This window comes from Enterococcus sp. DIV0970a (genome assembly GCF_051711265.1).
Taxonomy (GTDB): Bacteria; Bacillota; Bacilli; order Lactobacillales; family Enterococcaceae; genus Enterococcus_D; species Enterococcus_D casseliflavus.
Window position 1 is genome coordinate 654,766 of record NZ_JBIOMF010000001.1, and the last position, 26,648, is coordinate 681,413.

At 43.5% G+C, this 26,648-nt stretch carries 27 protein-coding genes and 1 pseudogene; 25 read left to right on the forward strand and 3 right to left on the reverse strand.

The genetic code is table 11. The features are described from left to right. Window positions 1-243 precede the first annotated feature (243 nt). The 9 genes from IGK14_RS03070 to IGK14_RS03110 all read left to right on the forward strand — a co-directional run bounded on the left by IGK14_RS03070 (window position 244) and on the right by IGK14_RS03110 (window position 8,617). Window positions 244-711, forward strand: coding sequence for a FeoA family protein (locus tag IGK14_RS03070; RefSeq protein ID WP_010747542.1), 468 nt, complete (start codon window positions 244-246; stop codon window positions 709-711). Further along, window positions 711-2,849: a ferrous iron transport protein B gene (gene feoB / locus IGK14_RS03075; protein WP_010747543.1), complete on the forward strand. Its 2,139-nt coding sequence runs from the start codon at window positions 711-713 to the stop codon at window positions 2,847-2,849. Before IGK14_RS03070 ends, feoB begins: the two co-directional genes overlap by 1 nt. Next, window positions 2,846-2,977 carry a hypothetical protein gene (locus IGK14_RS03080; protein ID WP_010747544.1) on the forward strand — a complete coding sequence of 44 codons (132 nt, stop codon included), beginning with the start codon at window positions 2,846-2,848 and terminating at the stop codon, window positions 2,975-2,977. Before feoB ends, IGK14_RS03080 begins: the two co-directional genes overlap by 4 nt. 280 nt (window positions 2,978-3,257) lie before the next feature. Then, the gene (locus tag IGK14_RS03085) at window positions 3,258-4,523 is read left to right on the forward strand and encodes a CapA family protein (protein ID WP_010747545.1); all 1,266 of its coding nucleotides are present in this window, start codon (window positions 3,258-3,260) and stop codon (window positions 4,521-4,523) included. Window positions 4,524-4,755: 232 nt separating this feature from the next. Beyond that, window positions 4,756-5,370 (forward strand): hypothetical protein, encoded by a 615-nt coding sequence (locus tag IGK14_RS03090; RefSeq protein ID WP_005225192.1) that lies wholly within the window; start codon window positions 4,756-4,758, stop codon window positions 5,368-5,370. Between the two features lie 265 nt (window positions 5,371-5,635). Beyond that, window positions 5,636-6,292, forward strand: coding sequence for an HAD family hydrolase (locus IGK14_RS03095; RefSeq protein WP_010747546.1), 657 nt, complete (start codon window positions 5,636-5,638; stop codon window positions 6,290-6,292). Between the two features lie 497 nt (window positions 6,293-6,789). After that, the gene (locus IGK14_RS03100; protein ID WP_228074176.1) at window positions 6,790-7,254 is read left to right on the forward strand and encodes a DUF7006 family protein; all 465 of its coding nucleotides are present in this window, start codon (window positions 6,790-6,792) and stop codon (window positions 7,252-7,254) included. A gap of 238 nt (window positions 7,255-7,492) precedes the next feature. Further along, window positions 7,493-8,335, forward strand: coding sequence for a Cof-type HAD-IIB family hydrolase (locus IGK14_RS03105; RefSeq protein ID WP_010747548.1), 843 nt, complete (start codon window positions 7,493-7,495; stop codon window positions 8,333-8,335). A gap of 117 nt (window positions 8,336-8,452) precedes the next feature. Then, on the forward strand, window positions 8,453-8,617 hold the full coding sequence (locus IGK14_RS03110; protein WP_010747549.1) for a hypothetical protein: 165 nt from the start codon (window positions 8,453-8,455) through the stop codon (window positions 8,615-8,617). Between the two features lie 157 nt (window positions 8,618-8,774). Here IGK14_RS03110 and IGK14_RS03115 read toward each other — a convergent pair whose 3' ends face one another. Next, entirely contained in the window at window positions 8,775-9,413 is a 639-nt protein-coding gene (locus tag IGK14_RS03115; RefSeq protein ID WP_010747550.1) for a CPBP family glutamic-type intramembrane protease, read from the reverse strand. A 511-nt stretch (window positions 9,414-9,924) separates the two neighbouring features. Between IGK14_RS03115 and hisG the strand changes: the two genes are divergently transcribed. The 8 genes from hisG (at window position 9,925) to hisIE (ending at window position 17,237) form a co-directional block, all read left to right on the forward strand. Next, window positions 9,925-11,484, forward strand: coding sequence for an ATP phosphoribosyltransferase (hisG, locus tag IGK14_RS03120; protein ID WP_010747551.1), 1,560 nt, complete (start codon window positions 9,925-9,927; stop codon window positions 11,482-11,484). After that, window positions 11,481-12,761 carry a histidinol dehydrogenase gene (gene hisD, locus IGK14_RS03125; RefSeq protein WP_010747552.1) on the forward strand — a complete coding sequence of 427 codons (1,281 nt, stop codon included), beginning with the start codon at window positions 11,481-11,483 and terminating at the stop codon, window positions 12,759-12,761. The genes hisG and hisD overlap by 4 nt, the downstream gene beginning before the upstream one ends. Next, a complete protein-coding gene (gene hisC, locus IGK14_RS03130; RefSeq protein ID WP_010747553.1) occupies window positions 12,758-13,816 on the forward strand; it encodes a histidinol-phosphate transaminase in 1,059 nt (352 codons plus the stop codon). The genes hisD and hisC overlap by 4 nt, the downstream gene beginning before the upstream one ends. Then, on the forward strand, window positions 13,813-14,406 hold the full coding sequence (gene hisB / locus IGK14_RS03135; RefSeq protein ID WP_005225202.1) for an imidazoleglycerol-phosphate dehydratase HisB: 594 nt from the start codon (window positions 13,813-13,815) through the stop codon (window positions 14,404-14,406). Before hisC ends, hisB begins: the two co-directional genes overlap by 4 nt. A gap of 65 nt (window positions 14,407-14,471) precedes the next feature. Next, on the forward strand, window positions 14,472-15,095 hold the full coding sequence (gene hisH, locus IGK14_RS03140) for an imidazole glycerol phosphate synthase subunit HisH (protein ID WP_010747554.1): 624 nt from the start codon (window positions 14,472-14,474) through the stop codon (window positions 15,093-15,095). Then, window positions 15,092-15,811 (forward strand): 1-(5-phosphoribosyl)-5-[(5-phosphoribosylamino)methylideneamino]imidazole-4-carboxamide isomerase, encoded by a 720-nt coding sequence (hisA, locus tag IGK14_RS03145; protein ID WP_010747555.1) that lies wholly within the window; start codon window positions 15,092-15,094, stop codon window positions 15,809-15,811. Before hisH ends, hisA begins: the two co-directional genes overlap by 4 nt. Further along, complete coding sequence (gene hisF, locus IGK14_RS03150; RefSeq protein ID WP_005225205.1) at window positions 15,808-16,566, forward strand: imidazole glycerol phosphate synthase subunit HisF; 759 nt, start codon at window positions 15,808-15,810, stop codon at window positions 16,564-16,566. The genes hisA and hisF overlap by 4 nt, the downstream gene beginning before the upstream one ends. Before the next feature lie 38 nt (window positions 16,567-16,604). Continuing rightward, complete coding sequence (gene hisIE, locus IGK14_RS03155; protein WP_010747556.1) at window positions 16,605-17,237, forward strand: bifunctional phosphoribosyl-AMP cyclohydrolase/phosphoribosyl-ATP diphosphatase HisIE; 633 nt, start codon at window positions 16,605-16,607, stop codon at window positions 17,235-17,237. Window positions 17,238-17,369: 132 nt separating this feature from the next. On the opposite strand, the gene IGK14_RS03160 is transcribed toward hisIE, so the two are convergent. Further along, window positions 17,370-17,819: a DUF305 domain-containing protein gene (locus tag IGK14_RS03160; protein ID WP_005225207.1), complete on the reverse strand. Its 450-nt coding sequence runs from the start codon at window positions 17,817-17,819 to the stop codon at window positions 17,370-17,372. A 259-nt stretch (window positions 17,820-18,078) separates the two neighbouring features. Here IGK14_RS03160 and IGK14_RS03165 point away from each other — a divergent pair, with 259 nt between their 5' ends. The 3 genes and pseudogenes from IGK14_RS03165 (at window position 18,079) to IGK14_RS03175 (ending at window position 20,693) form a co-directional block, all read left to right on the forward strand. Continuing rightward, window positions 18,079-18,552: a DUF1456 family protein gene (locus tag IGK14_RS03165; RefSeq protein ID WP_010747557.1), complete on the forward strand. Its 474-nt coding sequence runs from the start codon at window positions 18,079-18,081 to the stop codon at window positions 18,550-18,552. A 369-nt stretch (window positions 18,553-18,921) separates the two neighbouring features. Next, window positions 18,922-19,881: pseudogene (locus IGK14_RS03170) on the forward strand (glycoside hydrolase family 38 C-terminal domain-containing protein); the annotation flags it as partial. A 383-nt stretch (window positions 19,882-20,264) separates the two neighbouring features. Continuing rightward, window positions 20,265-20,693, forward strand: a complete 429-nt coding sequence (locus IGK14_RS03175; RefSeq protein ID WP_010747559.1) for a GNAT family N-acetyltransferase — start codon at window positions 20,265-20,267, stop codon at window positions 20,691-20,693. 84 nt (window positions 20,694-20,777) lie between these two features. On the opposite strand, the gene IGK14_RS03180 is transcribed toward IGK14_RS03175, so the two are convergent. Then, window positions 20,778-21,605 (reverse strand): LysR family transcriptional regulator, encoded by an 828-nt coding sequence (locus IGK14_RS03180; RefSeq protein ID WP_010747560.1) that lies wholly within the window; start codon window positions 21,603-21,605, stop codon window positions 20,778-20,780. A 150-nt stretch (window positions 21,606-21,755) separates the two neighbouring features. Between IGK14_RS03180 and IGK14_RS03185 the strand changes: the two genes are divergently transcribed. The 5 genes from IGK14_RS03185 (at window position 21,756) to IGK14_RS03205 (ending at window position 26,553) form a co-directional block, all read left to right on the forward strand. Further along, on the forward strand, window positions 21,756-22,724 hold the full coding sequence (locus tag IGK14_RS03185; protein ID WP_194186186.1) for a TDT family transporter: 969 nt from the start codon (window positions 21,756-21,758) through the stop codon (window positions 22,722-22,724). Between the two features lie 93 nt (window positions 22,725-22,817). After that, the gene (locus IGK14_RS03190; RefSeq protein ID WP_438711582.1) at window positions 22,818-23,777 is read left to right on the forward strand and encodes an L-lactate dehydrogenase; all 960 of its coding nucleotides are present in this window, start codon (window positions 22,818-22,820) and stop codon (window positions 23,775-23,777) included. Between the two features lie 318 nt (window positions 23,778-24,095). Next, window positions 24,096-25,172, forward strand: coding sequence for an ABC transporter permease (locus IGK14_RS03195; RefSeq protein WP_154694162.1), 1,077 nt, complete (start codon window positions 24,096-24,098; stop codon window positions 25,170-25,172). Between the two features lie 5 nt (window positions 25,173-25,177). Beyond that, window positions 25,178-25,879 (forward strand): ABC transporter ATP-binding protein, encoded by a 702-nt coding sequence (locus IGK14_RS03200; protein WP_154694163.1) that lies wholly within the window; start codon window positions 25,178-25,180, stop codon window positions 25,877-25,879. A 47-nt stretch (window positions 25,880-25,926) separates the two neighbouring features. Then, window positions 25,927-26,553, forward strand: coding sequence for a TetR family transcriptional regulator (locus IGK14_RS03205; RefSeq protein ID WP_154694164.1), 627 nt, complete (start codon window positions 25,927-25,929; stop codon window positions 26,551-26,553). Window positions 26,554-26,648: the final 95 nt, after the last annotated feature.

Consider the following 26,648-nt stretch of genomic DNA (forward strand, 5'->3'; position numbering starts at 1 on the left):
TGTTTCTGTGTTTTTTATGCAAGGGGAAAAAGCGGAAAATACTTAGAATTACAAGGTTTTTGCGTAATTAATACAGGGGATATGCAATCAAAATGAGTAAAAAAAATCCGTATTGTGAAGGAAGATTCAAAGTGAGGCCCAAAACAGATTGACTTCTTATGGAAATGGCTCTATTATAATGATAATCATTCTCAATTAAAGCGGGTTAATTAAAACAACATTTCACAAAAGGAGTAAGAAGCAATGAAAATGGCGCAAACTCGGGCTTCTGGAACATACAAAATCGACTCGTTGGCAACCACCAAAGAAATCACGGCTCATTTAAATGATCTTGGTATTCGCACGGGCGTTGAAATCGTTGTGGTACAAAAAGATCGCAAAGGCGGCATCATTTTACACCAAGGGACGCGGATCGCTTTAGATGAACGGATCATGGAACAAATCGATGTCACAGAAACCCAGCAGCAAACCATCATTACCTCTTTGGATCAGCTGCAAGTCGGTGAAAGCGGGAAGGTCAATCAGATCGCCGCCAAAGGTGCGGTGCGCCGTCGATTGATGGATATGGGACTTACGAAAAACGTCCATTTGGAAGTGGTGAAGCTGGCTCCTTTGGGTGATCCGATGGAGATTCGGCTCCGCGGCTATGAATTGTCTTTGAGAAAGCAAGAAGCAGCGTTGGTTTTTGTCGAAAAAGGAGTCGAAGCGTAATGACCTATCACTTTGCATTAGCAGGAAATCCCAATAGCGGGAAAACGAGTACCTTCAATCAATTGACCGGTGCCAAACAAACAGTGGGGAATTGGCCAGGCGTTACCGTGGAACGAAAAGCGGGGCGACTGCGAAAAGACCGACAAGTATTGATCCAAGATCTACCAGGGATCTATTCCTTGTCGCCGTACACACCAGAAGAACTGATTTCTCGCAATTATTTGATGGAAGCATCATTGGACGCGGTGATCAATATTATCGATGGAACCAACCTGGAGCGCAACCTGTATCTAACATTGCAATTATTAGAAATGAATGTCCCGACTGTGGCAGCCATCAACATGATCGACCTATTAAAGAAAAAAGGCTTGCAGATCAATTTCGAAAAGCTGGCTTACGGTCTAGGGGTTCCCGTAGTAGGGATCAGTGCTTTGAAGCAACGCGGCTTAACCAAAATGATCGAGGCAGCGAAGCATGTAGCCAATACACAACCGCTTCCTCCCCGCTACGATGCTCGTCTAGAAGCTGGCTTGACCGAGATCATGGCGATTTTGCCAGAGACGATCCCTCAGCAGCAAAAACGCTGGTTTGCCATAAAACTCTTTGAAAAAGATGAAGCGATTCAGACGATGTGTAAACTGACTGATTCCCAGCAGGCAGTCCTTCAGGAGACGATTTCGATTTTAGAGCTGATCTTTAAAGACAGCAGTGACGCCATTCTCGTCAATGAGCGCTATGGCTTCATTGAAGAATTGTTGGCGCTGGCAGTCATCAAGGAAACAGATCAGCACTTAGCCTTCAGCGACAAAATCGACCGTGTGTTGACCCATCGCGTATTGGCACTACCGATTTTTGCCTTCATTATGTGGGGAATCTACTATTTATCGATTCAGACGATTGGTACGATTGGTACTGATTGGGTCAATGATGTATTATTTGGCAGCTGGATTCCCGAAACAGCAGCGCACTGGCTAGAACAGCTGCAAGTCGCCCAGTGGCTGCAAGAACTGATTTTAGACGGCATCGTGGCAGGTGTCGGTGCGGTCTTAGGCTTTTTGCCACAGATCTTCGTGCTGTTTTTTTGTTTGGCTATCTTGGAGGACTGCGGATACATGGCACGGGTGGCATTTGTCATGGACCGCCTGTTTCGCAAGTTTGGTCTATCTGGCAAGTCGTTTATCCCCATGTTGATCGCTACCGGTTGCGGGGTGCCGGGGGTGATGGCAAGCCGAACGATTGAAAATGAAAAGGATCGTCGGTTGACGGTGATGGTCACGACCTTCATGCCTTGTTCTGCCAAATTGCCGATCATCGCATTGATTTCAGGAGCCTTTTTCCCTCAGTATAGTTGGGTCGCCCCATCGGCCTATTTTGTCGGCATGGGTGCTGTGATTTTTTCAGGGATCGTCTTGAAAAAAACACCGCTGTTTGCAGGTGATCTGGCACCATTTATTATGGAACTGCCAGCGTATCACTTGCCGCAGCTCACAACGATTTTGAAAAGTGCCTGTGATCGAGCCATTGCTTTTGTGAAAAAAGCCGGGACGATAATTTTTGTGGCTTGTATCTTTGTCTGGTTTACCTCCAGCTACAGCTTTGCCTTGCAGCGGGTCACAGAAGACCAAAGCATTTTGGCCTTTTTCGGACGACTTTTGGCGCCGCTTTTTGCTCCCCTAGGCTGGGGAACCTGGCGAGGCGCCGTGGCGACGATCACTGGCCTGGTCGCCAAAGAAAATGTGATCGGCACCTTTGGGATCCTCTACGAACAAACCGGGGAGTTGTCAGAAAGCGGGACGGAGATTTGGCAAGTGTTGCGCGGCGATTACACTGCTGTGGCGGCATACTCTTTTCTCGTCTTTAATTTACTATGTGCCCCTTGTTTTGCTGCTATCGGTGCGATCCACCGTGAAATGGGGGACAGCAAGTGGACGTGGTTAGCCATTGGCTATCAATGCGGCTTGGCATACTGCGCCAGCTTGTTGGTCTACCAATTCGGGCACGTCATCTTTGAAGGCGGACACCTCACGCTCGGTGTTTTCGCGGCAATCCTTATTGCTGGGCTATTGGTATTTGCTCTGTTGAAGAAACCATTCCGAGGGAGTGCACCCTTGATCCAAGTCGTAGGAGGCGAAAAATGATTGCTACAATAATTCTAAGCGGCCTGATTTTTGGCTATGGCACCCGTGTAGTGTACCGCATGGTGAAAAAGGATCATTGTTCTGATTGTCATAGCAGTTGTCCCGTGAAGCATGAGGAAGCAAAGTAGCAGATAGCTTCAGGAAGGAAAAATTTCTGAGGTCAGAACTACTATAGAAAAGAATAAAAGAAACGAATAAAACAACTCAGAAGCGAATAAAACAGTTCGATCACGATCGGGCTGTTTTTTTATTCTTTACAAAACGACCTATTAAAGGAATCTCAAATATAGTATAATTATTTAATAAAAAGATATTATTTAGTGAGGTTCGCAGGAAAGGGAGCAGGGAATCTCGTTAGAACGTAAACGAAGATAGGTTTTTGATAAAGCAGAGTGAAAGGGTGAGGGCATGAGACAACAACGAAGACGGGAGCGTCAGAAACACCAGCGGATCATTGTGGGGTTAAGTACAGCGTTGCTGGCAATCATACTTGGAGTGATTTATCTAGTGATTCAAGCGACAAGCATCCCCGAACAGCGTCATACAGCAGAAACGACAAAGGCAACAAAGCCCATACAAGAAACGAGTAGTTCTACCGAAACAAAGCCAGCAGTAAAAACCATCACAGTGACAGCTAGTGGCGATATGCTTTATCATACACCTGTTTATTTAAGCGCTTACGATGGGAAGCGTTATGATTTTGACAATGATTTTGAGCAAGTCAAACCGCTGATTGCATCGGCGGACCTTGCTTTAGGTGATTTTGAAGGAACCATCAATCCTAATAAACCGCTTGGCGGTTTTCCCTTATTCAACGCCCCTATCGATGCTGTTGCCAGTATCAAAGACGCGGGCTTTGATGTGATCGATCTTGCCCATAACCATATTTTAGATACAGGGATCGAAGGAATCAAAACAACGGCGGCTGCTTTTCACGACCAAGGCTTGGCAACGATTGGTGTCACGGTCGATAATAGCGGAATCCTGGTCAAAGAAGTCAACGGGATCAAAGTTGCTCTCTTGGCCTATGCCTATGGCTTCAATGGCCTTGAAGAAAGCTTAACTCAAGCAGAGTATGACACCTATTTGAAAGACTTGTCGTTAGATAAAGTGGAAGCAGAGATCAAAGAAGCGGAAAGCTTGGCGGATATCACCATCGTGATGCCTCAGTCTGGTGTCGAGTATTCTTTAGAACCAACGGAAGAACAACAAACTGTTTATCGGAAGATGATCGATTTTGGTGCTGATATTATCTTCGGTGGCCATCCGCATGTAGCAGAACCAACCGAAATCATCGAAAAGGACGGGGAAAAGAAATTTATCATTTATTCAATGGGAAACTTATTGTCGAATCAACGTTATGAAACCGTCAATAACAACTATTGGACCGAACGAGGCGTCATCCCAGAAGTTGAAATCTCCAAAGAAGGGCAGCGGACCTATTTAAGCAAGATTGCCATGCATCCGACTTGGGTCTCCAAAGAACCGATCCCTGATCGTACCTATTATGATCCAGAATACGGCGTCTTGCAGGCCTTTGATTTTCAAGTCTACCTTGCTGAAGATTATCTGCCAGATGGGCAATATGCCAAAAATGTCCCTGAAGAAAAACGCCAGCGGATCGAAACCGCCTACCATGAAATGCTGGAGCTGTTGGATTTGAAGTGGGAGTAGTGAGGACAAGAAAGCAATCTGGCTAACAGGTTGCTTTTTTATTGGCTATCGAAGAGTATGAACCATGAAATGAAAGTCAATCTATTTTTTAAAACATGACACCAGATCACCATTTATGAACAAAAAATGACACCTCAAGCTGATAAAAATAAGTAATAATGTCAACATAAAGTATTCAGAAATCATTTCCAACTCATTTCTGAATAAATAAGAAAGGAAAGTAGGGTGTATCATGAGAATTATCATATTGACGAAAAATATATCATATGAGATTGATTTGCAGCGGGAGCTGCAGATTTTGAGCCATGAAGTGTTCGTGGGCAGAAGTACCGAAGAGGAGGAATGGTTGATAGAAAGTGCCAAGTTATTTGACTGTTTATTTGTCAGTGAAACAATTGCTGATCCAGAATTTTTATTACTCAATCAGACATTGGCTCCTTATTATCAACAGCGGATCGTTCGAATCTTGCCAGGGAATGACGAACAAGAAATGATACTGGAAAAAGCGGAAAATGCGACCTATCTTAATCGGTCATTTGTCGAGTTGAGAGAATTTTTGGCGGCTTTGCCACCAAATACTCGCAAGTTAGAAAAGGCATCAGTAACGAAGGAATCGTTCCCTAAATTTCTTAGTCTGCAAGAACAGATCTTTTTCAATAATCTAGCAGAAGAGCAATTTATCAACCGAGAGGACCTTTGCTGGAAAATTTGGGGCAACGGCGGCACGAATTCCCGAAAATCGCAGCTATCGATTTTGGCGAAACGAATCAATGAGAAATTAGATGAATACGACTATACTGAAAAACGCGTCCGTACCGCTTGGGGCAAAGGATATATCTTGCAGTAAAAAAGCTGAAAATGGGTTTAACTTTTATGCCTGACAAATAGGCCTTCAGGTAAATTTGCCTATCTTGTAGAAACGACTCTGTTTTCAAAGCGAGTCGTTTTTTATATAAGTATATTAGCAATAAATGAAGAAGGTTATGGAAAAATATGATAATGCTTTTTTTTAGTGATAAAATAGAGATAATCAGTAATGGAAAGAAATACTGCGTAAATGAAAAAAGCATTTGTAGAAAATTGATGGAATACCTTTTGGAGGAGGAAATATCGTGAAGCAGGTTGAATGTGTGATATTTGATTTGGATGGAACTTTATTGGATTCAAAAGAATGTAGTGTGAAGGCGACAAAAGCAGCTTTTAAAGAGATGGGACTCAAAGTACCCAGTGAAGTAGTCATTGAACATTATATGGGAATACCGATCGAAGAATCATTTTTTAAAATGTCTGAACAACCATTAGATCAAGAAACCGCAGCGGAATTGATTCGGATTTTCCGAGCCTATTACCAAACCTATGAAGAAAGTACCTTGAAAGTATTTCCAGAAATTCCCCATGTCTTAGAAATCTTAAATAAACGAAAGGTACCTTGTTTCGTCGTTTCAAGTAAGAAGACAGCGGTCGTCAAACAAAACCTAGCTGCTCAGGACCTTGTGGCGTTCTTTGAAGAGATCATCGGCTCTGATGCGGTGACCCACTACAAACCTCATCCCGAAGGAATCAATAAAGTCGTGGCACACTATCAATTTGACCCGACAAAGACGATCATGGTAGGAGATGCTATTTTTGATATCCAGATGGGAAAAGCCGCGGGTGTCAAAACGATCGCCGTTACGTGGGGCAGCCACGATCCGAAAAAGCTTTCTGAAGAAAACCCAGATGCTTTGGTAGACGCGCCACGTGAGATTTTAGATTTTCTATATGCATGATCCTTTTTTGTACTCACAGTGTAAGAGGACGTTTTAGCCTCGCTTATATCTTGGCATGATCCAAAAAGAAAACCCAGATTGTCCTTTTACAACATGCAATTTGAGAACTTTGACCAATGATCGAAACCAGCGATCATTGGTTTTTTGTGCTGTCGTGAGAATGAAGGCGCCACAGCATTGGATAAAGGCATTCATTTCCATTCGTTCTTTTGGTTGATCGCGTAATCATCGGAATATCACTGCAAATAAATTCCTTTTGATCTTTCTTCTTAGATAAAGCAATACGGGTACGCTGGATTTTTCTCTCTTATTCCTCTGCTAGAGCAAAAAGGAATTATAAGCTTGGAGCAACAAAAAACTATAATGAGAGTAACTGATTTCCTTAGATCATGCATTGGAGGTGAGCGCAGAACGGGATGCCACCCAAGGATTTCATGTGATTTGAAATACTAGAAGATAAAGCCTTTGTTTTATGTGAAGGTATGTAGTGGCAACTAATGAGGAAGGAAATCATTACGATCAAACGAGGGATCAATGCTATCATTGAAGAAAAGCCATGGATGGAAAGGAGTGATTGTGTGTTATCAGAAAAAATAAATGACCCGAAGGATTATCTGTCCTATTCAAAGGAAGTATTGTTAAGCGCTGGGGTACTGACAGCCTATCCGAAACTTTTTACTTATTATCAGGAACTTTGTGTTGACTTCGAAGACATTTACTATGATCGAACAAAGAACTTATTTGATACCTTTCGAGCGCTTCTGGCTGTGGACGCACAGATCCAAATTCTACTGGAACTTGTGACCAATACCAAAACTGACCTATGTCAAGAGCTGGGGATGAAGGAAGAGGAAATTATCAGTATGATCAAGCATGACAAACGGTACTATTATCGCGAACTTACGGGTCATGCAACTAACCAACTACCTAAATGGGGGTTGATTTATTTAAGTGAAGAGTAAGCTACGCAAAGGATAAGTCACCTTAAAAGTATCAAATGAAAGCCATTTGACGATCATCAAGGATTAAGGGCATCGAGAAAAAACGAGAACGTATTTATGTATGAGTCAGTAAAATAGTCTAGCGAGGTTATCTTGTGATTTGTTATACTAATAGCAAGCGGCTGATGGTGACATCTTGGCTTCAGCAAATAGGTTCATGTGAGCGCTTTATTGATGGGATTAGGAAAGAGGGAATGAAATGACGAAGAAAATAGTCTTTTTAGATGTAGATGGAACATTGTGCGATGATGCGGGAAACGTACCAGAAAGTGCTCGCCAAGCGATCACAGCGGCACATAAGAAGGGGCATGAATTTTTCTTGTGTACGGGTCGTTCAAAAGCCGAAATCTCAGAAGATGTACTGGCACTGCCTTTAAGTGGAATGATTGGTGCCGGCGGCGGTTATTGCGAGGTGCACGATGAGGTGATTTTGCACAAAGTTTTTGAAAAGGAAGCCTTATTAAGACTGATCGATTTCTTAAAAGCAAACCAAATCGAGTATTACTTGGAATCGAATCAAGGATTATTTGCAAGTACCAATTTACGAAATCGGTTGATTGAGATCGTCTTAGCAGGTGAGCCTGCTGAAAGTGAAGCAGGAAAACAACGTGTTCAAACTATTCAGTGGTTCCTTGATTTATTGATCGAGGACGAAGCGAAAATCGATTACGATGACGTGAACAAAGTTTCCTTCATCAATCATTCCATTCCTTATGAACAGGTTCATGACCAATACCACGAACAATTCCAAATGATTCGCAGTACAGTTCCTGTTTTTGGCAAGGACAGTGGCGAGATCGGCATCAAGAATATCCACAAGAAAACAGCCATCGATTTTCTCTTGAATCATCTAGGGATCGATAACAAAGATACCTTGGCGTTTGGTGACGGCCATAATGATGTCGAAATGTTTGAAGCCGTTGCGACAGGAATTGCGATGGGCAATGCCTGTGAACAGCTATTGGCAGTAGCTGACGAGGTGACGGCTCGACCAGAAGACGGCGGGATTGCGCAAGCACTCCAAAAGCACGGTCTGGTGTAACCACTAAGAAGCAGATGTCTGCACAATCCTTTTGCTTTCTAGAGAGATTGATCAGGAGTTGCGCGACGTTGTTAAAGTGACCTGTAAAACCAACGATTGACATGGAGGCTGAGGTAAATGAAGGAAACGACCTTTTTTTGTTATCTTGAACAAGCATTGAAAAATCTGAAGGCGACAAAAGCCTTGCGCTTCAACATCGAAGGCGAAGTCAAGCGGCTGATGAAGGTGTACAGTGAAGCAGAAATTTGTGAGAAAGTAAAAGAGGAACCCTTTAAAAAGTAAGAACATTTTCTTATGAAAAACAGCGAATAGAACAAACACCCAACCTCGTGAAAGGCACAAAAGCGATCAATGCTTCCTTTCAGGGAGGGATACTCAGGTAACTAGTTGTTGTATCAAAAAAGACTGATTTCAATTGAATCAGTCTTTTTCGTTTTTCTCAAGCAGTTAGATAAGCCACTAAAATAGCAAACAGGTCTAACAAGACATGTGTGCCCCAACTAGTCAGGATCGAGTTACTCTTGATGGCAGCTTGGTTAAATAGCAAGCGCGCCACCCCTTGAATGAAAAGAATATGGACCAAGGTATGGAAAACATTGCCGTTGTCATAAGTGCTGTAATGAACCAAGCCAAAGAGGATCGCGGAAAGGATGCTGGCAACTGGCAAGGTACATTTACTAGAAAAGATCGCTAAAAAGAAGATGGAAAAGAGTTCTTCTCCAAGTAACATGATTGGAATAACTAGCAGAGTCAACCATTGAAAGCCTTCGTTCACTGGATTTCCGTGAAGATCCCACTTTAGTCCGTATTGCAAAACGAGAGAAACGAGAAAGCTGATCAGGATGTTTAAAAGAAAATACTTGCTGATCGTCTTCACTGGTGCGATGGGTTTTCCGAAGAGCTGCTTGACTGCTTCTTTACCGTAAACTAGCCGTAATGCCCAATAGCTGGCAATCGATAATGAGAAGATGCTGACGATGGCAGGGGCATACAAAAGACCGACCAAACCGATACCTGCGAGGACTGTTCCTAGTAAAGCGTTGTTCCATGAGATTTGTTTTCCTATAAGTTTGTTCATTTACTTTTCTCTCCTTATTAAGCTATAGAGCATGTACTATTTAGCTGTTTTCTCTGATTCTTCTGCTGTGTGCTTTTTGTGCCGCAATATAAGCGATAAGTACGACAATGAACAGTTTGGGTGGTTTTCATATCATCGCTTCATTTGCGCCAATTCTTTGTACGGTACAAAAGATAGAGTAATCGATAACGAGTTTCTGAAACAAGATGGTCGTATATTTCGGACTTTTTTATGGTTGAGCAACTAAGTGATGGCGGATGCCAAGTACTAAGTTACTTCATTAAGAAAGGAAAACTGACTTCCAGATACGATGGAATAATCGTAATAAAGAAACGACATCGCTATGTTCTCTTGAAATCGACTAAAAATTCCAGAATATTTCGAAAAATACCATTGCTTATTTATGGCAAAACCATTAGTATTATTAGAAAAACTGATGGTGAATCGATGATAAAGCGAGCCTTTAACAGTGAGAAAGCCGAATCAGTGGCATGAAATAGGAGTGATAAGTGTGGAAGAGTTATGGAATGTATTAAAACCAGCCGAACAAGTCGAACTGAAATTAAGAAAATTGTATACGCAGCATCATTTTTCACCTTATCACTCGAACAATTTTGAAGAGTATCGCAACTATCAGCAAAATGATCAGTTCTTGCGTGGTTCTTCCATCATCACGTTTACAGGCACGGATGGCAGGACGATGGCGCTAAAACCCGATGTCACCTTGTCGATTGCCAAAAATACACCTTCTGGAGAAGCGCGCAGAGTGTATTATGTGGAAGATGTCTATCGACAGGATCGTCAAGCAGGGGAATACCAAAAGATCGATCAAATCGGTTTGGAGCTCATTGACCAAATCACATGGGAAGATCAACTGGAGGTTGTAAAACTGGCTTGGGAAAGTTTGGCTCAGGTGGGAAAAGGGACCTTGGATCTGTCTCATATGGGGATTTTGGATGGCATCTGCCAACGCTTCCCCGAAGCGGATCGACAAAAGGTACTGCACTGCCTGCGGGACAAGAGTTCCCATGGCATGGATGCACTGACTGAAAAGGCTGGCTTGTCAGCAACAGAAGCTGAAAAATTGGCGAAACTGGTACGTTTGTCAGGTGATTTTGAAACCAAGTATCAAAAGGCCAAAGAGCTGCTGGCAGAGTATCCCCAAGCACAAGCTGGTTTAGCAGAACTAAAACAACTGTATCAAGCATTGCAAAAAGAACAACTGTCAGCCTCCATTCGGATAAGGTTGGATTTTTCAATTTTAAATGATGCCGATTATTACAGTGGCTTGCTGTTTCAAGGATTCATCGAAGAAGCAAGAGAGACGATTTTATATGGCGGCCGTTATGATCGCTTGATGAGTCGGCAAGGCAAAGAGCAAGGGGCGATCGGGTTTGGTATGAAGCTCAACCATGTAGGGCAAAAGGTGCCGACTGACAACGAAAGTTCAGGCTATTTGAACATTGCGCTACCTAAAGGCCGCATGGGGGATGCCGTATACGATTTGTTTACGAAAGCTGGAGTTGCTGCGCAAGGCGTCTTCAAAGACAATCGCCAACTAATTTTTTGTGATGAAGAAAACAAGCTGCGCTTTTTCTTAGTCAAGCCGAGCGATGTGGCGATCTATGTGGAGCACGGAGTGGCGGATATCGGTGTCGTAGGCAAAGATATTTTAATGGAAAGCAAGGCAGAAGTCATCGAATTTCTTGATTTGCATATGGGGGTCTGCCGTTTGGCAGTAGCAGCGCGTACGGATTTCGAGGAAGATTTCTCCCGCCCGCTGCGGGTCTCCACAAAATATCCGCAGATCACCCGTCAGTTTTATCAAGGGTTAGGTCGCTCGGTGGAATTGATCCAACTGCATGGATCGATTGAATTGGCTCCTTTGTTAGGTCTATCCGATGTGATCGTTGACATCGTCGAAACGGGGACGACACTAAAAGAAAATGATTTAGAAGTGATCCAAGACATCGCGCCGTCTTCAGCGCGTTTAGTGATCAACCACGCCACGTGGCGTTTCAAGCAAGAACGCATTCAAACAGTGATTGAGAAGGTGAGGGAGCAATTATGAGAATTTTTTCGACCCAAAAAGATACGATCGAAACGATTGTGGCAAGGAAACAGTCGGAAACGAAGGATGTTTCAACCATTGTCGCCCAAATCATTGCCCGTGTTCAGCAGCAAGGAGATCAGGCGTTGTTTCAATTAATTGAAGAAATCGATCAAGTGACCTTGTCTTCCTTAACCGTCAGTCTTGAGGAGGTTGAAACGGCTGTCCAAGCCGTCTCCCCTGAGCTGCTTGAGGTGATGGAACAGGCGAAAGAAAACATTTTGACATTTCATCAAAAGCAAGTCCAGCAAGGCTTTGTCTTGACGAAGGAAAATGGCGTTGTGATGGGACAGCGGGTCTTGCCACTAGCAAAAGTCGGGGTCTACGTTCCTGGCGGCACAGCAGCTTATCCTAGTACGGTTTTGATGGATGTCCTGCCAGCAAAAATCGCCGGGGTCAAAAAAATCGTTATGATCACACCGACGGACAGCCAAGGAAAAGTTCCAGCTGCTATCTTAGCGGCAGCTTCCGTTGCTGGAGTGGATGAAATCTACAAAGTCGGTGGTGCCCATGGCGTAGCGGCATTGGCTTATGGGACAGAAACGATTCCCAAAGTCGACAAAATCGTGGGACCAGGAAATATTTATGTCGCCACAGCGAAAAAAATGGTGTACGGCGAAGTTGATATCGATATGATCGCAGGGCCCAGCGATGTGCTGATCATCGCCGATGCCAGCGCAAATCCTCGCTGGCTGGCAGCGGATCTTTTGGCACAAGCCGAGCATGATATCTTAGCGCAAGCTATCTTAGTCACGACAGAAGCAGCCTTGATTGAAGAAGTCCAAGTAGAGCTTGATTTGCAGCTGAAGGAACTGCCCCGCAAAGACATTGCTGCTGCAGCGCTTGAATCTAGCGGAAAGCTGATTCTGGTCAATGATTTGACTGAAGCACTTACCATTGCCAATCAAATCGCCCCAGAACACCTTGAATTAGCAGTGGCAGATCCTTTTGCTTTGTTGGGACAAGTAGAAAATGCGGGCAGTGTCTTTTTAGGACATCATACACCAGAAGTGCTGGGAGATTATTTTGCTGGACCAAATCATACCCTACCGACGGAAGGGACCGCCCGTTTTTACTCGCCGTTATCAGTGGATGATTTTATTAAGAAAAGCAGCTACTTGTATTACCCAGAAGCAGCCATGAAGGCGGTTGGTCCAGCCGTAGCGTTGTTCGCAGAAACCGAAGACTTGATCGGCCATGCCCGTTCGATCAATGTACGAAGAGAGGGAGAAAAATGACCTTTTTACATCAAAAGTATCACAAGCTGACTCCTTATACACCAGGGGAACAAGTAGACGAGCAAGCCGTTATTAAACTGAACACCAATGAAAGTCCTTATCCGCCAGCGCCAAGTGTTCAAGCAGCGGTTGCCGATGCCGCCCACAAGCTGAATCGTTACTCGGATATTGCTGCTGAAGTGGTGACAACCCCTCTGGCTGCTTATCTTGGCGTTACACCAGCCCAGCTGTTTCTCGGTAATGGCAGTGACGAAGTCTTGTCCTATCTCTTTCAAGGCTTCACGGAAAACGGCATCGCCTTTCCCGATGTGACCTATGGGTTTTATCAAGTGTATAGTGCCTTGTACCAAGTCGCTGCCACCGTTGTTCCGCTGCAAGAAGATTTCTCGATTGCGTTAACGGACTACGATTCGCTCAAAGGGACCGTCATTTTTGCCAATCCCAATGCGCCGACTGGGGTTTATCAAGAACAAAGCGAAATTTGTGCCTTTCTAAAACGGCATCCCGATCGCTTAGTGATTGTCGATGAGGCCTATATCGATTTTGGCGGCTCTTCAATGGTTTCTTTGATCGATCAATACCCAAATCTCTTGGTTGTGGGGACGTTTTCGAAATCTCGGCAGCTGGCAGGGGCACGCCTAGGCTTTGCGGTTGCTAATGAAGGACTGATCCAAGACTTGAATCGGTTGAAATTTAGCTTGAATCCTTACAATGTCAATAGTTTGACCCAAGCCGCTGGTGCAGCCGTTTTGCAAGAACAAGCGTATGTCGATGAGAAGATCCAAGCAACGATCCACGTACGTGAGTGGAGCAAGCAAGCCCTAGCGAAGCTCGGCTTTGAGCAGACCGACAGCCAAGGAAATTTTTTGTTTGCAAGGCACCCTGCGATTGCTGGGGAAGAGTTGTATCAGGCACTGAAAGAGCAGAAAATCTTCGTCCGCTGGTTTAATCAGCCCCGCATCAAAGAGTATTTACGGATCACGGTAGGAACGAGGGCCCAGATGGAACGATTGATGACGGTGTTAACAACGATCATAGAAGAGGTGAAGGAATGAGAAAAGCAGAAGTTACCCGCAATACGACTGAAACCAAGATCCACCTGCAGTTGACGATCGATGGTACTGGTCAGCAATCAATCAAGACTGGTGTGGGGTTTTTAGACCACATGCTGGAATTATTTGTCCGCCACGGTCGCTTTGATTTGACGTTGGTCTGTGATGGCGATACAGAAGTAGATGCCCATCACACAACAGAAGACGTTGCCATCGCCATTGGCCGAGCGTTTTCAGAAAGTCTTGGGGAGCGACGAGGCATCAAACGCTATGGCAGTATGCTGCTGCCGATGGACGAAGCCTTAGTAATGACAGCGATCGATATCAGCGGTCGCGGCATGGCAGTCGTAGAGTTGGCGATACCGAGCGAAAAAATAGGGCAGCAGTTTGATACGGAATTGGTTGAAGAATTTTTCATTGCTTTTGCCCGTGAATTAGGTGCTACGATCCATCTCCATCAAATCGCTGGCAAAAACAGCCACCACATTGTGGAAGCTTGTTTTAAAGGCTTTGGGCGTGCTTTAGGTGAAGCAGTGGCGATCAATCAAGCAGCCCCAGATGAGATCCCTTCAACCAAAGGGACGATCCAGTGATTCATGAGGGAAAAATGATTACGTATCTTCCACACAGATGGATGAGATAAGGAAAGGGGCGTATTATGTTAGCAATCATCGACTATGGGGTCGGCAATTTGTTCAGCTTGTCTCGTTCGCTAGATTATTTGGGTGTTGACTGCCGAATCACGCGTTCACTAGCAGAATTAAAAGCTGCCGACCGCATTCTTTTACCTGGCGTAGGCGCTTTTGGCGATGCCCGCCAAAAGTTGGCAGAGTTGTCGCTGATCGAACCGATCCAAGAATTGGCAGCAGCTGGCAAACCCTTTTTAGGCATTTGTTTAGGGATGCAGCTGTTGTTTGATAGTAGTGACGAGTTTGGCACACATGCGGGGCTCGGTTTGATTCCAGGACGGATCGTTTCTATGCAAAGCGCCTTTGAAGAAGCCAAACTGAATCTGAAAGTGCCGCAGATTGGTTGGAATCGGCTGACTGTCAGAAAGGAAAGTCCTCTAGTCAGCGGGCTATGGGAACAAGACTTTGTCTACTATGTCCACAGTTATTTTGCTACTGATTGCCAAGAGTATGTTATAGCAGACAGTGACTATGGTCTAGCAATTCCCGGTATCGTGCAAAAAGACAATGTCTTCGGTACTCAGTTCCACCCAGAAAAAAGTGGGGCTGTCGGGTTGAAGATTTTAAAAGCATTTACGGAGGTGCCGCTATGAAAATTTTTCCAGCAATTGATCTGTTAGATCAAAAAGTGGTCCGTTTGTACCAAGGAGACTATGAGCAAAAAGAAGTGTTTGGGGATGATCCAGTGGCATTTGCTCGTTCATTTGAAGAAGAAGGTGCCGACTATCTGCACCTCGTCGACTTAGATGGTGCCAAAGCTGGCAAACTCCATTACTTTGATGTCGCAAAAAAAATCGTCCAGCAAACCAATCTGTTTGTCGAAGTTGGCGGCGGGATTCGTGAGGAAGAAACGATCCAGCATTGTTTGGCAGCAGGCGTTCATCGGGTGATCCTCGGCACGATTGCCCAGAAAGACCCAGCATTCACAAAAGCGATGCTCAAGAAATACGGTAATAAGATCGCGATTGGGGTCGATGCCAAGGAAGAAAAAGTGGCCGTGGAAGGCTGGCTCGAGAAAACGGCAACAGACGCGTTTACTTTTTGCCAACAATTGGTGGAATGGGGCGCGCAAACGATCATCTTTACCGAAATCTCGCGTGACGGTACAGGAGAAGGCATCAATCTGCCCTTATACCAAAAACTCAATCAATTGGATTGCGACATCGTGGCTTCTGGCGGCGTGGCTTCATTGGCAGATATCAAAGGATTAAAACAGTTGGGCATCTCTGGTGTGATCGTTGGGAAATCCTTATATAACGGCAGTCTCCAATTGGCGGATGTCTTAGCAGCAGGGGAGGCAGAAGCATGATCGCCAAACGAATCATTCCTTGCCTTGATGTGCGAGATGGGCGAGTCGTGAAAGGGGTCAATTTTGCTGGCTTAAAAGATGTCAATGATCCAGTGACTTTGGCGCGCTTTTACAATGAACAAGGCGCCGATGAGCTGGTTTTTTATGACATTACTGCTTCTGCAGAAGAACGCGGCTTATTCACGGACATTTTGCAGCGCGTGGCGTCAGAAGTGTTTATTCCCTTGACGGTGGGCGGTGGCATCAATCAAGTAGCAGATTTTGAACGAGTCTTAAACTGTGGCGCCGACAAAGTCAGCGTCAATTCGGGGGCACTTCGCAGACCAGAGTTGATTGCAGAAGGCGCGAAACGCTATGGCAGCCAGTGCGTTGTTTTATCCGTTGATGTTCGCCGAGTCGGTGAGAACTGGCATGTGTTTGCCAAAGGCGGACGGGAAGATACAGGCTTAGAAGCATTGGCGTGGATTCGCCAAGCTGAGCAGTTAGGTGCTGGTGAACTAGTCATCAACAGCATGGATACCGATGGCGTGAAGCAGGGGTTTGATTTAGACTTGCTGAAAGCTGTCAGTGAAATCACCAAATTGCCGATCGTCGCATCGGGTGGTGCTGGCAAAAGTGCCGATTTTATCGAGCTGTTTCAATTGCCAAATATTGAAGCAGGGCTGGCAGCTTCGATTTTTCACTATGGCGAGGTAAAAATCCCAGAACTGAAAAAACAATTACAGGCCGTCGATATTCCCGTACGAATCGTATAGCGTTGGCGTTTTGATAGGCAATAGAAGGAGTGGATAATATGGTGCAAGTACGATTTGATGAACAAGGATTGGTTCCAGTGATCGTGCAGGATGTGGAAACGAATGAAGTCTTGACCTTGGCTTATATGAACCAAGAAAGTTTGACCTTGACCTTGAAGGACCGATTGATGACCTTTTATTCCCGCAGTCGCCAAGAATTGTGGCGCAAAGGAGAAACCAGCGGCAATTACCAGCATTTAGTATCATTGACCGCAGATTGCGATCAAGATGCTTTAGTCGCCAAAGTAAAAAAAGACGGACCTGCTTGCCATACAGGCACAGAAAGCTGCTTTACAGAGGTGCTTTATGGTACAGAATCCTCTCCGACCATCGATGCGTTGTATGAGCTGATAAAAGGTCGTAAAGATACGCCGCAAGAAGGCAGCTATACCAGCTACTTGTTTGAAAAAGGCAGTGAGAAAATCTTAAAAAAAATCGGCGAGGAAGCAACCGAGGTCGTGATTGGGGCGATGAAGGAAGACCGCCAAGAAACCGTTTATGAGATTGCTGATTTGGCGTATCATACATTGGTTTTAATGGCAGAAATGGGGATTGATTTAGCGGCTATTCGCCAAGAGCTTGCCAAGCGTCATGTTGTGGATAAGAAAGTCAAACAAGAACGGATGCAATAACGGTCAGGGGTTTTCAGTAGAAAGAAAGCAGTTGACGATAAAAAAAGAAGCCCTTCAGCCATTGCTTGAAGGGCTTCGCATCCGTGGCGATAAAGTTGATCTGCTGGTACTTTGAGTGAGCACATAAACTGGCTATTTGTTTTCCAACTCTTCGATCAATTCTTTCATTTCTTTGATTTCTTTTTCCTGTGCGTCAATGATTTTTTCTGCAAGTTCTTTTACTCTTGGATCAGACAAATCGGCATTTTTACTGGTTAGAATCGCAATCGAATGATGGGGAATCATGGCTTTCATCCAGGCCGTATCTCCCACGGCGGTTTGGCTTCTGACCATAAACAGTGAACCAAAAAAGAGTACAACACTGACAACTAAAATTCCGATATTCATTTTCTTGTTGTCATACATCTTCCACATAAATAATAGCATGATGATCGCCATCATCGCGCCCATCATAAGTGCCATAAACAGGCGGGTTTGGCTGAAAAAGATATGATCGAGGGCGTAGACATTGAAATACATCATACAAAACATAATCACCGTCGATACCCCAATCATCACCAAAAATTTCCCGTATTTCTTCATTTCTTTCCACTCCTTTTTGTATACAAAATAAAAACAATAAAGCAATCCAAAACATCATCGGAACAGATGTTTTTTTTCGTTTATTGTTTTGTTAGAATAAATTTACTCCCTAAATCAAGTATAGCGGAGGAAGTAGAATGAGAGAAGCGATATACATTTGAACGAAAACAAATGGGTTCTTAGAGTAAAAAAGCGAAAACGGGATTACTCGTCTAGGTTTATTTGTTATAATCAACCTAAGAAATGGATGGTGTATAGAATGAATCACAATGATCGCTTGACGCGTTTACGCTATGCTTTGGATATCAAGGATACCGACATGGTGAAAATTTTTGAACTTGGCGGCGCTTCTTTCACAAAAGAAGAAGTAAGACAATTATTGAAGAAAAAAGATCCTGAGACCTACGAGATTGAGTGTACCAATGAAGCCTTTGAGCGTTTCTTAAATGGTTTGATTCGCTCGCAGCGAGGAACAAAGCCAGATGCTGCAGAACCTGTCCTAGAGTTGAACAATGGCAATGTAAATAATTTGATGCTGAAGAAAATAAAAATCGCCCTTTCTCTAACAACAGATGAAATGCTGGACATTTTCGAGCAAGCGGGAGTTAAAGTTTCAAAAGGTGAATTAGGTGCCATTTTACGAAAAGAAGGCCATCGCAATTACAAGCCATGTTTAGACAAATATGCCCGCAACTTTTTAAAAGGATTGACGATCGAGTATCGGGATAACTAGTAAAAAGTCAATAATAGGCTGAACTTACAATGGGCCGCCCAAAGAGATGCATGTTATGTGTCTCTTTTTTTGTGTAAATTAAAAAAAACAATTTAAATCAGTGATTATAACGCTAACTGAGGCCAAGCTTGGAGCATGAAGGAGCAGGTGAAGTGAGCGATCTGTTTGCTTGAATAACCTGTTTGTTAAAACCTGACAAGTTTGGTCATTTCTGATACAAATGTTGACGTGTTCAGAATGATGAACCATGTAATACTATCAAAATGAACAGGGGTATCCTGTGTCTAAAAGTTGTAATTAACAAGTCGTCACCATCATCAGAAGGGGAAGTTTGTCGATAGGTGAAAGATAGGAAAGATTGATGTGGCATTCACGCTGAGGGTTCCGAAGGATTTAGCTGAACGTGCAGAAAAGAAGGTCTCGGCTTCACTACCGATCCAATTGACGATCGTGTTGAAAAAACAATCGCAACAAATTGATTTCAACTTAACGGTTGAAAACCAACAAGTGGATAGTCATCGGGTATGTGTGCTATTTGATACCGGAATTGCCTCGAAATTTTCGCTGGCTGACCAACAGTTTGGTACGTTGCAGCGCCCTGTTGTGTTTGAAAAAGAAATGGCTCTTTGGGAAGCTAATAAAGAGCAATGGAATGAGCAGCCGATCGCCATAGAAACTTGTCAATCGTTTGTCGGTTTATTCGATGCATCCCATGGCGTAGCAGTCATGCCCAAGGGTGTACGTGAATATGAGATCGTGGGGAAAGCGTTTGATACGATTCGCTTAACGATTTTCCGAACCTATGGCTTCATGGGGAAAGAGAATCTACTGTATCGACCAGGGCGTGCTTCAGGAGAATCAGTGATTGCGACACCAGCTGCGCAGTGCCACAAAACGATGCATTTTGATTTCTCTGTTGCTTACTTTGCTAAAGGATTTGATCAAGCAAATGTTGCACAGAGTGCCAAACAAGCAGTAACACCGATCACTCTTTATCAATCCGCAGAATTCCTGAATTCCCGCTTGATATTTACTTTAGGACCGGTTGAACCAACCTTACCGGCAAACTTTAGTCTTTTTGAGATCAATGGCAATTTGACCCTGAGTGTATTGAAAAAAGCCGAAGATCGTCCAGGTTATATTTTGCGTCTATACAATGGGCTTTTAGATGAAGGTGGACACGCAACGATCACATTCAACCATCCAGTGAAGTTAGTAGAAACAGTCGATTTAAAAGAAGCTACAAAAGAAGCACTGGTTGTGGAAAAGAATGTAGTCACTCTTGAAAAGATAGGCCACGCAAAATTTGTGACATTGTATGTAGAGTAATTGCTACTGAGAAAAAGTCACGCGAAGCGGCGAGTCCGCTTGTGCCATAGAAAAGTGAAAAAGGTTCGTAAGTCTTATCAAAGTATTTTCGAGCCTTTTTTAATACTAATGCGAAACAGACGAGAATCTTTGTAGGTTGAATGCCAATAGCGAATGTATACCTAAGCCATCCTTTCCAAGGTATGCAAAAATCTCTCCTCTGTACGAGTTGCACGAAAGGAGGAAAGTCAGAAGGCAGCTTGTCGGTTTTCTTTTAATTCTTATTTCAATCTCAGTTTATGTAGTTTTTGGTATTTCACATCAGCGGCGCAGAACGGGCTTTCTTGACAAATAAGCATTCTAAAAATATAGTTGAGTCAAAAGCTGCAAGACAGGAGAATATCATGAAAATTAGAGCCGCAGCATTGTCTGATCATAAAGAACTAACTCATTTGTCGAAAGTACTAGGCTATCCAATCGAAGAAGAAGTATTGATCGAAGGCCTAAAGAGAATTTTAGCTGATGAGGATCATCTCTTGCTTGTTTCCGAAATAAAGGGTAAAGCAGTTGGGATGATTGAAGCACAGCCGTATTCAACAGTTTATTCTGCTGGGCAATTTTTTAATGTCCTAGGTTTGGTAGTGGATGATCAAGTGCAAAAGCAAGGCGTTGGCGGGAAACTACTGTCGGCAATTGAAGAAGAAGCCCGACAGCGAGGAATGCAAGGCATTCGATTAAATTCGAATGTTAAACGCCATGCTGCTCACAGGTTTTATGAAAATCATGGCTACCACAGCAGTCATGAACAGAAACGGTTTATCAAGGAATTATAAAAATACAAAGACGCTGGAGGAGTGACAAACGACACTCCAGCGTCTTTTTTTGTATTCACTTTAATTGGTTCAAAAGACTAATATTTATGGAATCAATGCTAACAACAGCCGTTTAATCTCCTCATAAACCTCTCCGGTTTCCGGCGTCGCACGTTGACGATTCTGAATGATAAAAAGATCACGATAGCGGTACTCTGGATCAAGTTCCTGCCAAGGCAACTCTTCTGGTAATGAAAGTTTCGAAATGATCGATTTGCCGATGTTTTGTTTTAGTAGGGACAAAATCACTTCGCTATTATTGGCTTTGATGATTTGCGGATTTAGGTGCTGTGCGTAAAGATAGGTTTCGTTAATGTAATACATCCCCGAGTCGTTTTCTCGCAAGACCCAAAAATCAGAAGCGAGGTTGCCTGCTAACACCAATTCATCGCGATAAACGAATTCTTTTTGGATCAATGGCGAAACGATTGATTTTTCGATCAGGCCGATATGGGCTTTGTTTGATTCGACGGCATCGATCACTTCTTGCGAATTCATGATTTTGATTTCAAAGGCAAATGTTGGAAATTCTGCAATCAGCTGTGCCATGATGCTAGGCAGTAAGTAAACGGCGGTGGTATTCGAACAAGCGAGCACACACGCTGTTTTAAAATTTTTGGTGTCTTTGGCTTGCGAAAAAATAGTGGACAATGAGCGGAGGGACTCGACCACACGAGGATACAAAAACTCCGCTTGGCTAGTGGGTAAAATCAATTGTTTTCCTTTACGTTCAAAAAGTTTGAAGCCAAGTTCCGCCTCTAAGCGTTGGATTTGCAAGGAGATCGTTGGCTGAGTTTTATAGAGCTGTTTTGCGGCAAGACTAAAGTTTCTCGTTTCATAAACAACAATGAAGGTTTTGAGCAATTCAATCATTTTGCGGACTCCTTTATTATTAATAATATTTATAATTAGTATTTAAAAGTACAATTTTACAAATAGTTATCAGGTGATTATAGTATAAGTGTAGAGAAAAAAGAAAGCAAATTTAATTGAAATTTTCATACGTTTAGAAAGGATGAGTTGATGAAAACATCGATCCAGCATTTTTTACATTCATTGCCAATCCCGATTTGCGGCTTGATTTTAGGCACTGTGTCTTTGGGGAATTTATTGTATTCAGAAGGAATGGAGACGGTTGGAAATGCGTTTTGCACCCTTGGTATTTTCATAATGGGGCTCTTCCTTCTGAAAGTATGCTTTACATTTAAGCACACGATGTCAGAGTTGAAAAACCCAATCGTTGCTTCGGTGGCGCCGACCTTTACGATGGCGCTGATGGTGATCTCCACTGTTTTTGAACGGGTCATTCCCAATGCAGTGGTGAATGATCTGCTCTGGTGGGGGGCTATCGGCTTACATTTTGCTTTAATGATCTATTTTGTTGTCGTGCATATTTTGCCTGTCGACCTTTCGCTGGAGTACATTTATCCAAGCTGGTTTATTACCTTCGTCGGGATTGGCGTAATTCCCAATACTTCTGCTGTCTTTTTTAAAGAGCTAGGAGAAGTGATCGTCTGGATCGCACTGGTATTGTATTTTGCACTTTTGCCGATTATTTTAAAGCGAATCGTCCATCAAAAGCTGACGGAACGTGCGGCAGTTCCTTTGATCACGATTTTAACAGCACCAGGTTCTCTTTGCTTAGCAGGTTACCTTTCCGTATTTGAACAAGGCTCTGCTTGGTTTGTCGCCTTTATGCTGTTATTGTCACAAACGATTTATTTCTGTGTCGTCGCTTATATGAAAAACATGCTGGCAGTTGGGTTTTACCCAAGCTATGCGGCATTTACGTTTCCTCTTGTGATTTCGGCGACTGCAATGTTCAAATCAGCACTGTTTTTTGCGAACCACCCACTGATATTTGGGTTTCTACAAGCCTTAACGATTATTGAAACAAGCTTTGCCGTGATTGTCGTCTGCTATGTGTTAGGAAAATATGCTGTTCATTTGTATCAGCAAACCAAAGCGCTGATTACCGGTCATAGTTACTAAGGAAGCACAAGAGATTATCTATTTTTTAAGAAAATGCGTAATCTACGCAAAACAATAGTACAAGTATTTGAAAAGAAAGGGAAGGGAACGCACATGAAAAGTACAAGCAGAAAAGTTGTCGTTGTCGGAACAGGTTTCGTTGGAACGAGCATTGCGTATTCCATGATCAATCAAGGACTGATCAATGAATTGGTCTTGATCGATGTCAATCGGGACAAAGCAGAAGGAGAAGCCCTCGATTTGTTAGACGGTATGTCATGGGGGCAAGAAAACATCAAAGTTTGGGCGGGAGAGTACTCGGAATGTAAAGATGCTGATATCGTCGTTATTACTGCAGGGGTCAACCAAAAGCCAGGACAAACACGGCTTGAATTGATCGATGTGAACGCCGAAATTATGGCAAGCGTCACAAAACAAGTGATGGCTTCAGGCTTTGATGGCGTGCTTGTCATCGCTTCAAACCCAGTCGATGTCTTAACTTATCAAGCATGGCGTGTGTCCGGGTTGCCAGCCAATCGTGTTGTTGGTACGGGAACGACCCTCGATACCACAAGACTTCGAAAAGAAGTGGCGGCAAAATTAGCCATCGATCCACGGAATATTCATGGGTATATCATTGGGAAACACGGTGATTCGGAAGTCGCTGTCTGGTCCCATACAACGATCGGTGGGCAACCGATCGTAGAATTGATCAAGCAAAAGGATCGTTTGACTGTTGCTGATCTAGCGGTTCTTTCTGAACGAGTAAAAAATGCCGCCTATGAAATCATCGATCGAAAACAAGCAACTTTTTACGGGATAGGGATGAGTGTCGCAAGAATCGTTCGAGCGATCTTAAATGATGAGCAAGCGATTCTGCCGGTGTCTTCCTACCTTGATGGGGAATATGGCATCAACGATTTATTCACAGGTGTTCCTGCAGTCGTGGACCAAAACGGCGTCCGCGAAATTATTGAATTGACGCTTACCCCTGAGGAAAAACGGCAGTTTGATACTTCGTGTCATCAGTTACGAGCAGTAATTTCCACAATTGGACAAAGCAAGGTCAGCTGATCTCAAGAATACCAGTAATGAAATCCTCGTGTTCGTTTTTGCCAAAGCATGGTTCGACTATTTATGGTCGGCCATGCTTTTTTTACATCTAGCAAAGAATGTTAAAAGGAAATGGCGTATTTTACGCGAAACGCCCACTATTCAACTCTCTTTTTTCTCACTCCTTTAGAAAAAACATCCTCAGTGAATGACAGAAAAAGAATGATCGATCAACCTTACAATCTTTCCGAGTTGTAAAAAGTGACAAAGTGTCACATCGTGTGGTATTCTTCAAAAAGTGACACTTTGTCAACATTTGGAAAACAGGAGGAAAGAGCAATGTTTCTGGCTATAAAAGAAATGCGTTATTCAAAATTAAGATATGGGCTGATCGTAGGAATCATGTTTTTGATTGCCTATGTTGTTTTTATATTGTCTGGCTTAGCTACCGGACTTAACTGGGATTTTAAAAAGGCCATCGTCGACTGGGATTCATCCGCGATCGTTTTATCAGAAGATGCGAATGACACATTTGCGGCTTCGCAATTGACGAGAGGGGATCTAGACCGTGTAGCAGGAACCCAAAAAGCCCCGATTGGTTTATACAGCAGTGTCATCACGGTCAACGATGAACAAGTCAATGTGACTGTTTTTGGTACACAAGACGATGCGTTCTTGTTACCAGAAGTCTTAGAGGGCAAGCTGTTTTCAAAAGAAAATGAGATCACGATTTCAGAAAATTTAGCAGAAGAAGGTATCAAGGTCGGAGACCAAGTGAAAATCGGACGCTCAGATGAAACCTTCAAAGTCGTTGGGATCACCCCAGAAACGTCTTATACGGTGTCACCAGTGATTTATACTTCCCTCGATACTTGGACGAAAATGAAGTTTGCTAATCAACAATTTGCATCTGACAAGGAGCAGCCCATCAATATCATTGTGACCAAATCAAGTGATCCGAAAGTCGATAACCAAGAAGGAACCCAGCTTAAAGTGTTGGCAACGGAAGACTTTATTGAAAAGCTTCCTGGATTTTCTGCCCAAAACTTGACCTTAAATGCCATGATCTACTTCTTATTTGTCGTTGCAACGGCAATCGTGGGGATTTTCATGTATGTGATCACCCTGCAAAAAACGGCGATTTTTGGTGTGATGAAAGCCCAAGGCATTCGGACCAGCTTTATTTCCAAATCAATTATTGCGCAAGCATTTATGGTCGGTGTGATCGGGGTAGCCCTAGCATTTGCGGCGGCATACGGCACCAGTTTGTTTTTACCAGATGCCATGCCATTTTTCTTTGAATTAAAGCAGTGGCTGCTTTATAGCGGCATCTTGATTCTCGTGGCAGTTCTAGGCGGCTTATTCTCCATTCGGACGGTCACAAAAGTCGATCCAATCACGGCAATAGGAGGGTAACAAAGATGAAAGATATTTTAGTAATGAAGGATATTATAAAAAAATTTGGCAAGCAGCATACCGAAGTAACGGCATTAAAAGGACTGAATTTTCATGTTCAAGAAGGGGAATTTGTCAGTATCATCGGTCCTTCTGGTTCAGGAAAAAGTACCTTTTTGACCATCGCTGGCGGCTTACAAAGTCCAACATCGGGAGAGATCATCATCAACCAGGTGAACTTTTCCCAATTAAATGAAAAGCAACGAGGGAAGTTGCGTTTTAAAGAGATTGGGTTTATCTTGCAAAGCTCGAATTTGATTCCTTTTCTATCGGTAAAGGAACAATTTTATTTGGTCGACAAAGTTTCAAGAAAAGCCAAGGAAAAGGAACGGATTGATGAATTGCTTGCTTCATTAGATATTCTCGATCTTCAAGACAAGTTTCCCCGCGATTTATCTGGTGGGGAACGTCAACGAGTGGCGATCGGCAGGGCGTTGTTTAATGACCCAAGCTTGATTTTGGCGGATGAACCAACTGCCAGCTTAGACACCGATCATGCGTATGAAGTGGTGAAGTTATTGGTGAAAGAAGCGCATGAGAAAAAGAAAGCGACAGTCATGGTCACTCACGACGAGCGAATGATCCAATGGAGTGATCGCATTTTCCGAATGGAGGATGGCAATCTGATCGAACAAAACGCCCCGTCAAGAGAAACTGCACAAGTCTGAGTGGAAAAGTAGAGGGATTTGTTTATAATAGAGGGAGTAGATTGCGAATGATGGAGGAGAATCCCTTGCCAAGTACAACTTTTTTTCATTTAAAACAAGCGAAAAAAGAAAAAATCGATGCCGTGCTTTTAGAAGAATTCTTCAGCAAGCACATCAGTCAAGTCAAGGTCTCTGCCATCGTCGAAAAGTCGCACATTTCTAGAGGGGCGTTTTACAAGTACTTTCAAAACTTAGAAGATGCCTATGACTATGCGATCGCCGACTATTCAAACCAAATCCATTCCGCGATTTTTAGGTTTATCAATCGCAACAAAAATGATTTTTTCAAAGGGATCGAAGAATACTTGGCTTGGTGCAGTCAATGGTCACCTGAAGATGATCATTGGAAAATGATCCACTTATGTACCCAAAGCAATGCCTGGACGAAGCGCGATGCGATCCCTGACGATTCGCCCATGATTCGCCAATGGTTGGAGCTGTTAGAAGAAAATCGCTTTACGATCCATGATACGCAAGAAGCCGTCAGTTTCCTTTACTTTATTATGGCAGTCGTGATGGATAGTCTGACAGATTTTATTTCGAATGAATGGAACGCAAAAGAGCTGATCAAAGATTTTCGCTATAAGGTGCAATGGATCAAGTATGGAATCAAAGAGGAAAATGACGAAGAATAAACGCTTCGGCAAGAGGATGGACCAAATGCCTCGCACGGCGGAAAAGTTCATATATAAGGAAAGAGGTGCTCGACAACCGAAATAGTTGTCGGACA

What these genes read in the sequence shown, in the direction of transcription:
- IGK14_RS03070 (WP_010747542.1), top strand. Translation starts at nt 244, where the DNA reads ATGAAAATGGCGCAAACTCGGGCTTCTGGAACATACAAAATCGACTCG.
- feoB (WP_010747543.1), top strand. Translation starts at nt 711, where the DNA reads ATGACCTATCACTTTGCATTAGCAGGAAATCCCAATAGCGGGAAAACG.
- IGK14_RS03080 (WP_010747544.1), top strand. Translation starts at nt 2,846, where the DNA reads ATGATTGCTACAATAATTCTAAGCGGCCTGATTTTTGGCTATGGCACC.
- IGK14_RS03085 (WP_010747545.1), top strand. Translation starts at nt 3,258, where the DNA reads ATGAGACAACAACGAAGACGGGAGCGTCAGAAACACCAGCGGATCATT.
- IGK14_RS03090 (WP_005225192.1), top strand. Translation starts at nt 4,756, where the DNA reads ATGAGAATTATCATATTGACGAAAAATATATCATATGAGATTGATTTG.
- IGK14_RS03100 (WP_228074176.1), top strand. Translation starts at nt 6,790, where the DNA reads ATGAGGAAGGAAATCATTACGATCAAACGAGGGATCAATGCTATCATT.
- IGK14_RS03105 (WP_010747548.1), top strand. Translation starts at nt 7,493, where the DNA reads ATGACGAAGAAAATAGTCTTTTTAGATGTAGATGGAACATTGTGCGAT.
- IGK14_RS03110 (WP_010747549.1), top strand. Translation starts at nt 8,453, where the DNA reads ATGAAGGAAACGACCTTTTTTTGTTATCTTGAACAAGCATTGAAAAAT.
- IGK14_RS03115 (WP_010747550.1), bottom strand. Translation starts at nt 9,413, where the DNA reads ATGAACAAACTTATAGGAAAACAAATCTCATGGAACAACGCTTTACTA.
- hisD (WP_010747552.1), top strand. Translation starts at nt 11,481, where the DNA reads ATGAGAATTTTTTCGACCCAAAAAGATACGATCGAAACGATTGTGGCA.
- hisC (WP_010747553.1), top strand. Translation starts at nt 12,758, where the DNA reads ATGACCTTTTTACATCAAAAGTATCACAAGCTGACTCCTTATACACCA.
- hisB (WP_005225202.1), top strand. Translation starts at nt 13,813, where the DNA reads ATGAGAAAAGCAGAAGTTACCCGCAATACGACTGAAACCAAGATCCAC.
- hisH (WP_010747554.1), top strand. Translation starts at nt 14,472, where the DNA reads ATGTTAGCAATCATCGACTATGGGGTCGGCAATTTGTTCAGCTTGTCT.
- hisA (WP_010747555.1), top strand. Translation starts at nt 15,092, where the DNA reads ATGAAAATTTTTCCAGCAATTGATCTGTTAGATCAAAAAGTGGTCCGT.
- hisF (WP_005225205.1), top strand. Translation starts at nt 15,808, where the DNA reads ATGATCGCCAAACGAATCATTCCTTGCCTTGATGTGCGAGATGGGCGA.
- hisIE (WP_010747556.1), top strand. Translation starts at nt 16,605, where the DNA reads ATGGTGCAAGTACGATTTGATGAACAAGGATTGGTTCCAGTGATCGTG.
- IGK14_RS03160 (WP_005225207.1), bottom strand. Translation starts at nt 17,819, where the DNA reads ATGAAGAAATACGGGAAATTTTTGGTGATGATTGGGGTATCGACGGTG.
- IGK14_RS03165 (WP_010747557.1), top strand. Translation starts at nt 18,079, where the DNA reads ATGAATCACAATGATCGCTTGACGCGTTTACGCTATGCTTTGGATATC.
- IGK14_RS03175 (WP_010747559.1), top strand. Translation starts at nt 20,265, where the DNA reads ATGAAAATTAGAGCCGCAGCATTGTCTGATCATAAAGAACTAACTCAT.
- IGK14_RS03180 (WP_010747560.1), bottom strand. Translation starts at nt 21,605, where the DNA reads ATGATTGAATTGCTCAAAACCTTCATTGTTGTTTATGAAACGAGAAAC.
- IGK14_RS03185 (WP_194186186.1), top strand. Translation starts at nt 21,756, where the DNA reads ATGAAAACATCGATCCAGCATTTTTTACATTCATTGCCAATCCCGATT.
- IGK14_RS03190 (WP_438711582.1), top strand. Translation starts at nt 22,818, where the DNA reads ATGAAAAGTACAAGCAGAAAAGTTGTCGTTGTCGGAACAGGTTTCGTT.
- IGK14_RS03195 (WP_154694162.1), top strand. Translation starts at nt 24,096, where the DNA reads ATGTTTCTGGCTATAAAAGAAATGCGTTATTCAAAATTAAGATATGGG.
- IGK14_RS03200 (WP_154694163.1), top strand. Translation starts at nt 25,178, where the DNA reads ATGAAAGATATTTTAGTAATGAAGGATATTATAAAAAAATTTGGCAAG.
- IGK14_RS03205 (WP_154694164.1), top strand. Translation starts at nt 25,927, where the DNA reads ATGATGGAGGAGAATCCCTTGCCAAGTACAACTTTTTTTCATTTAAAA.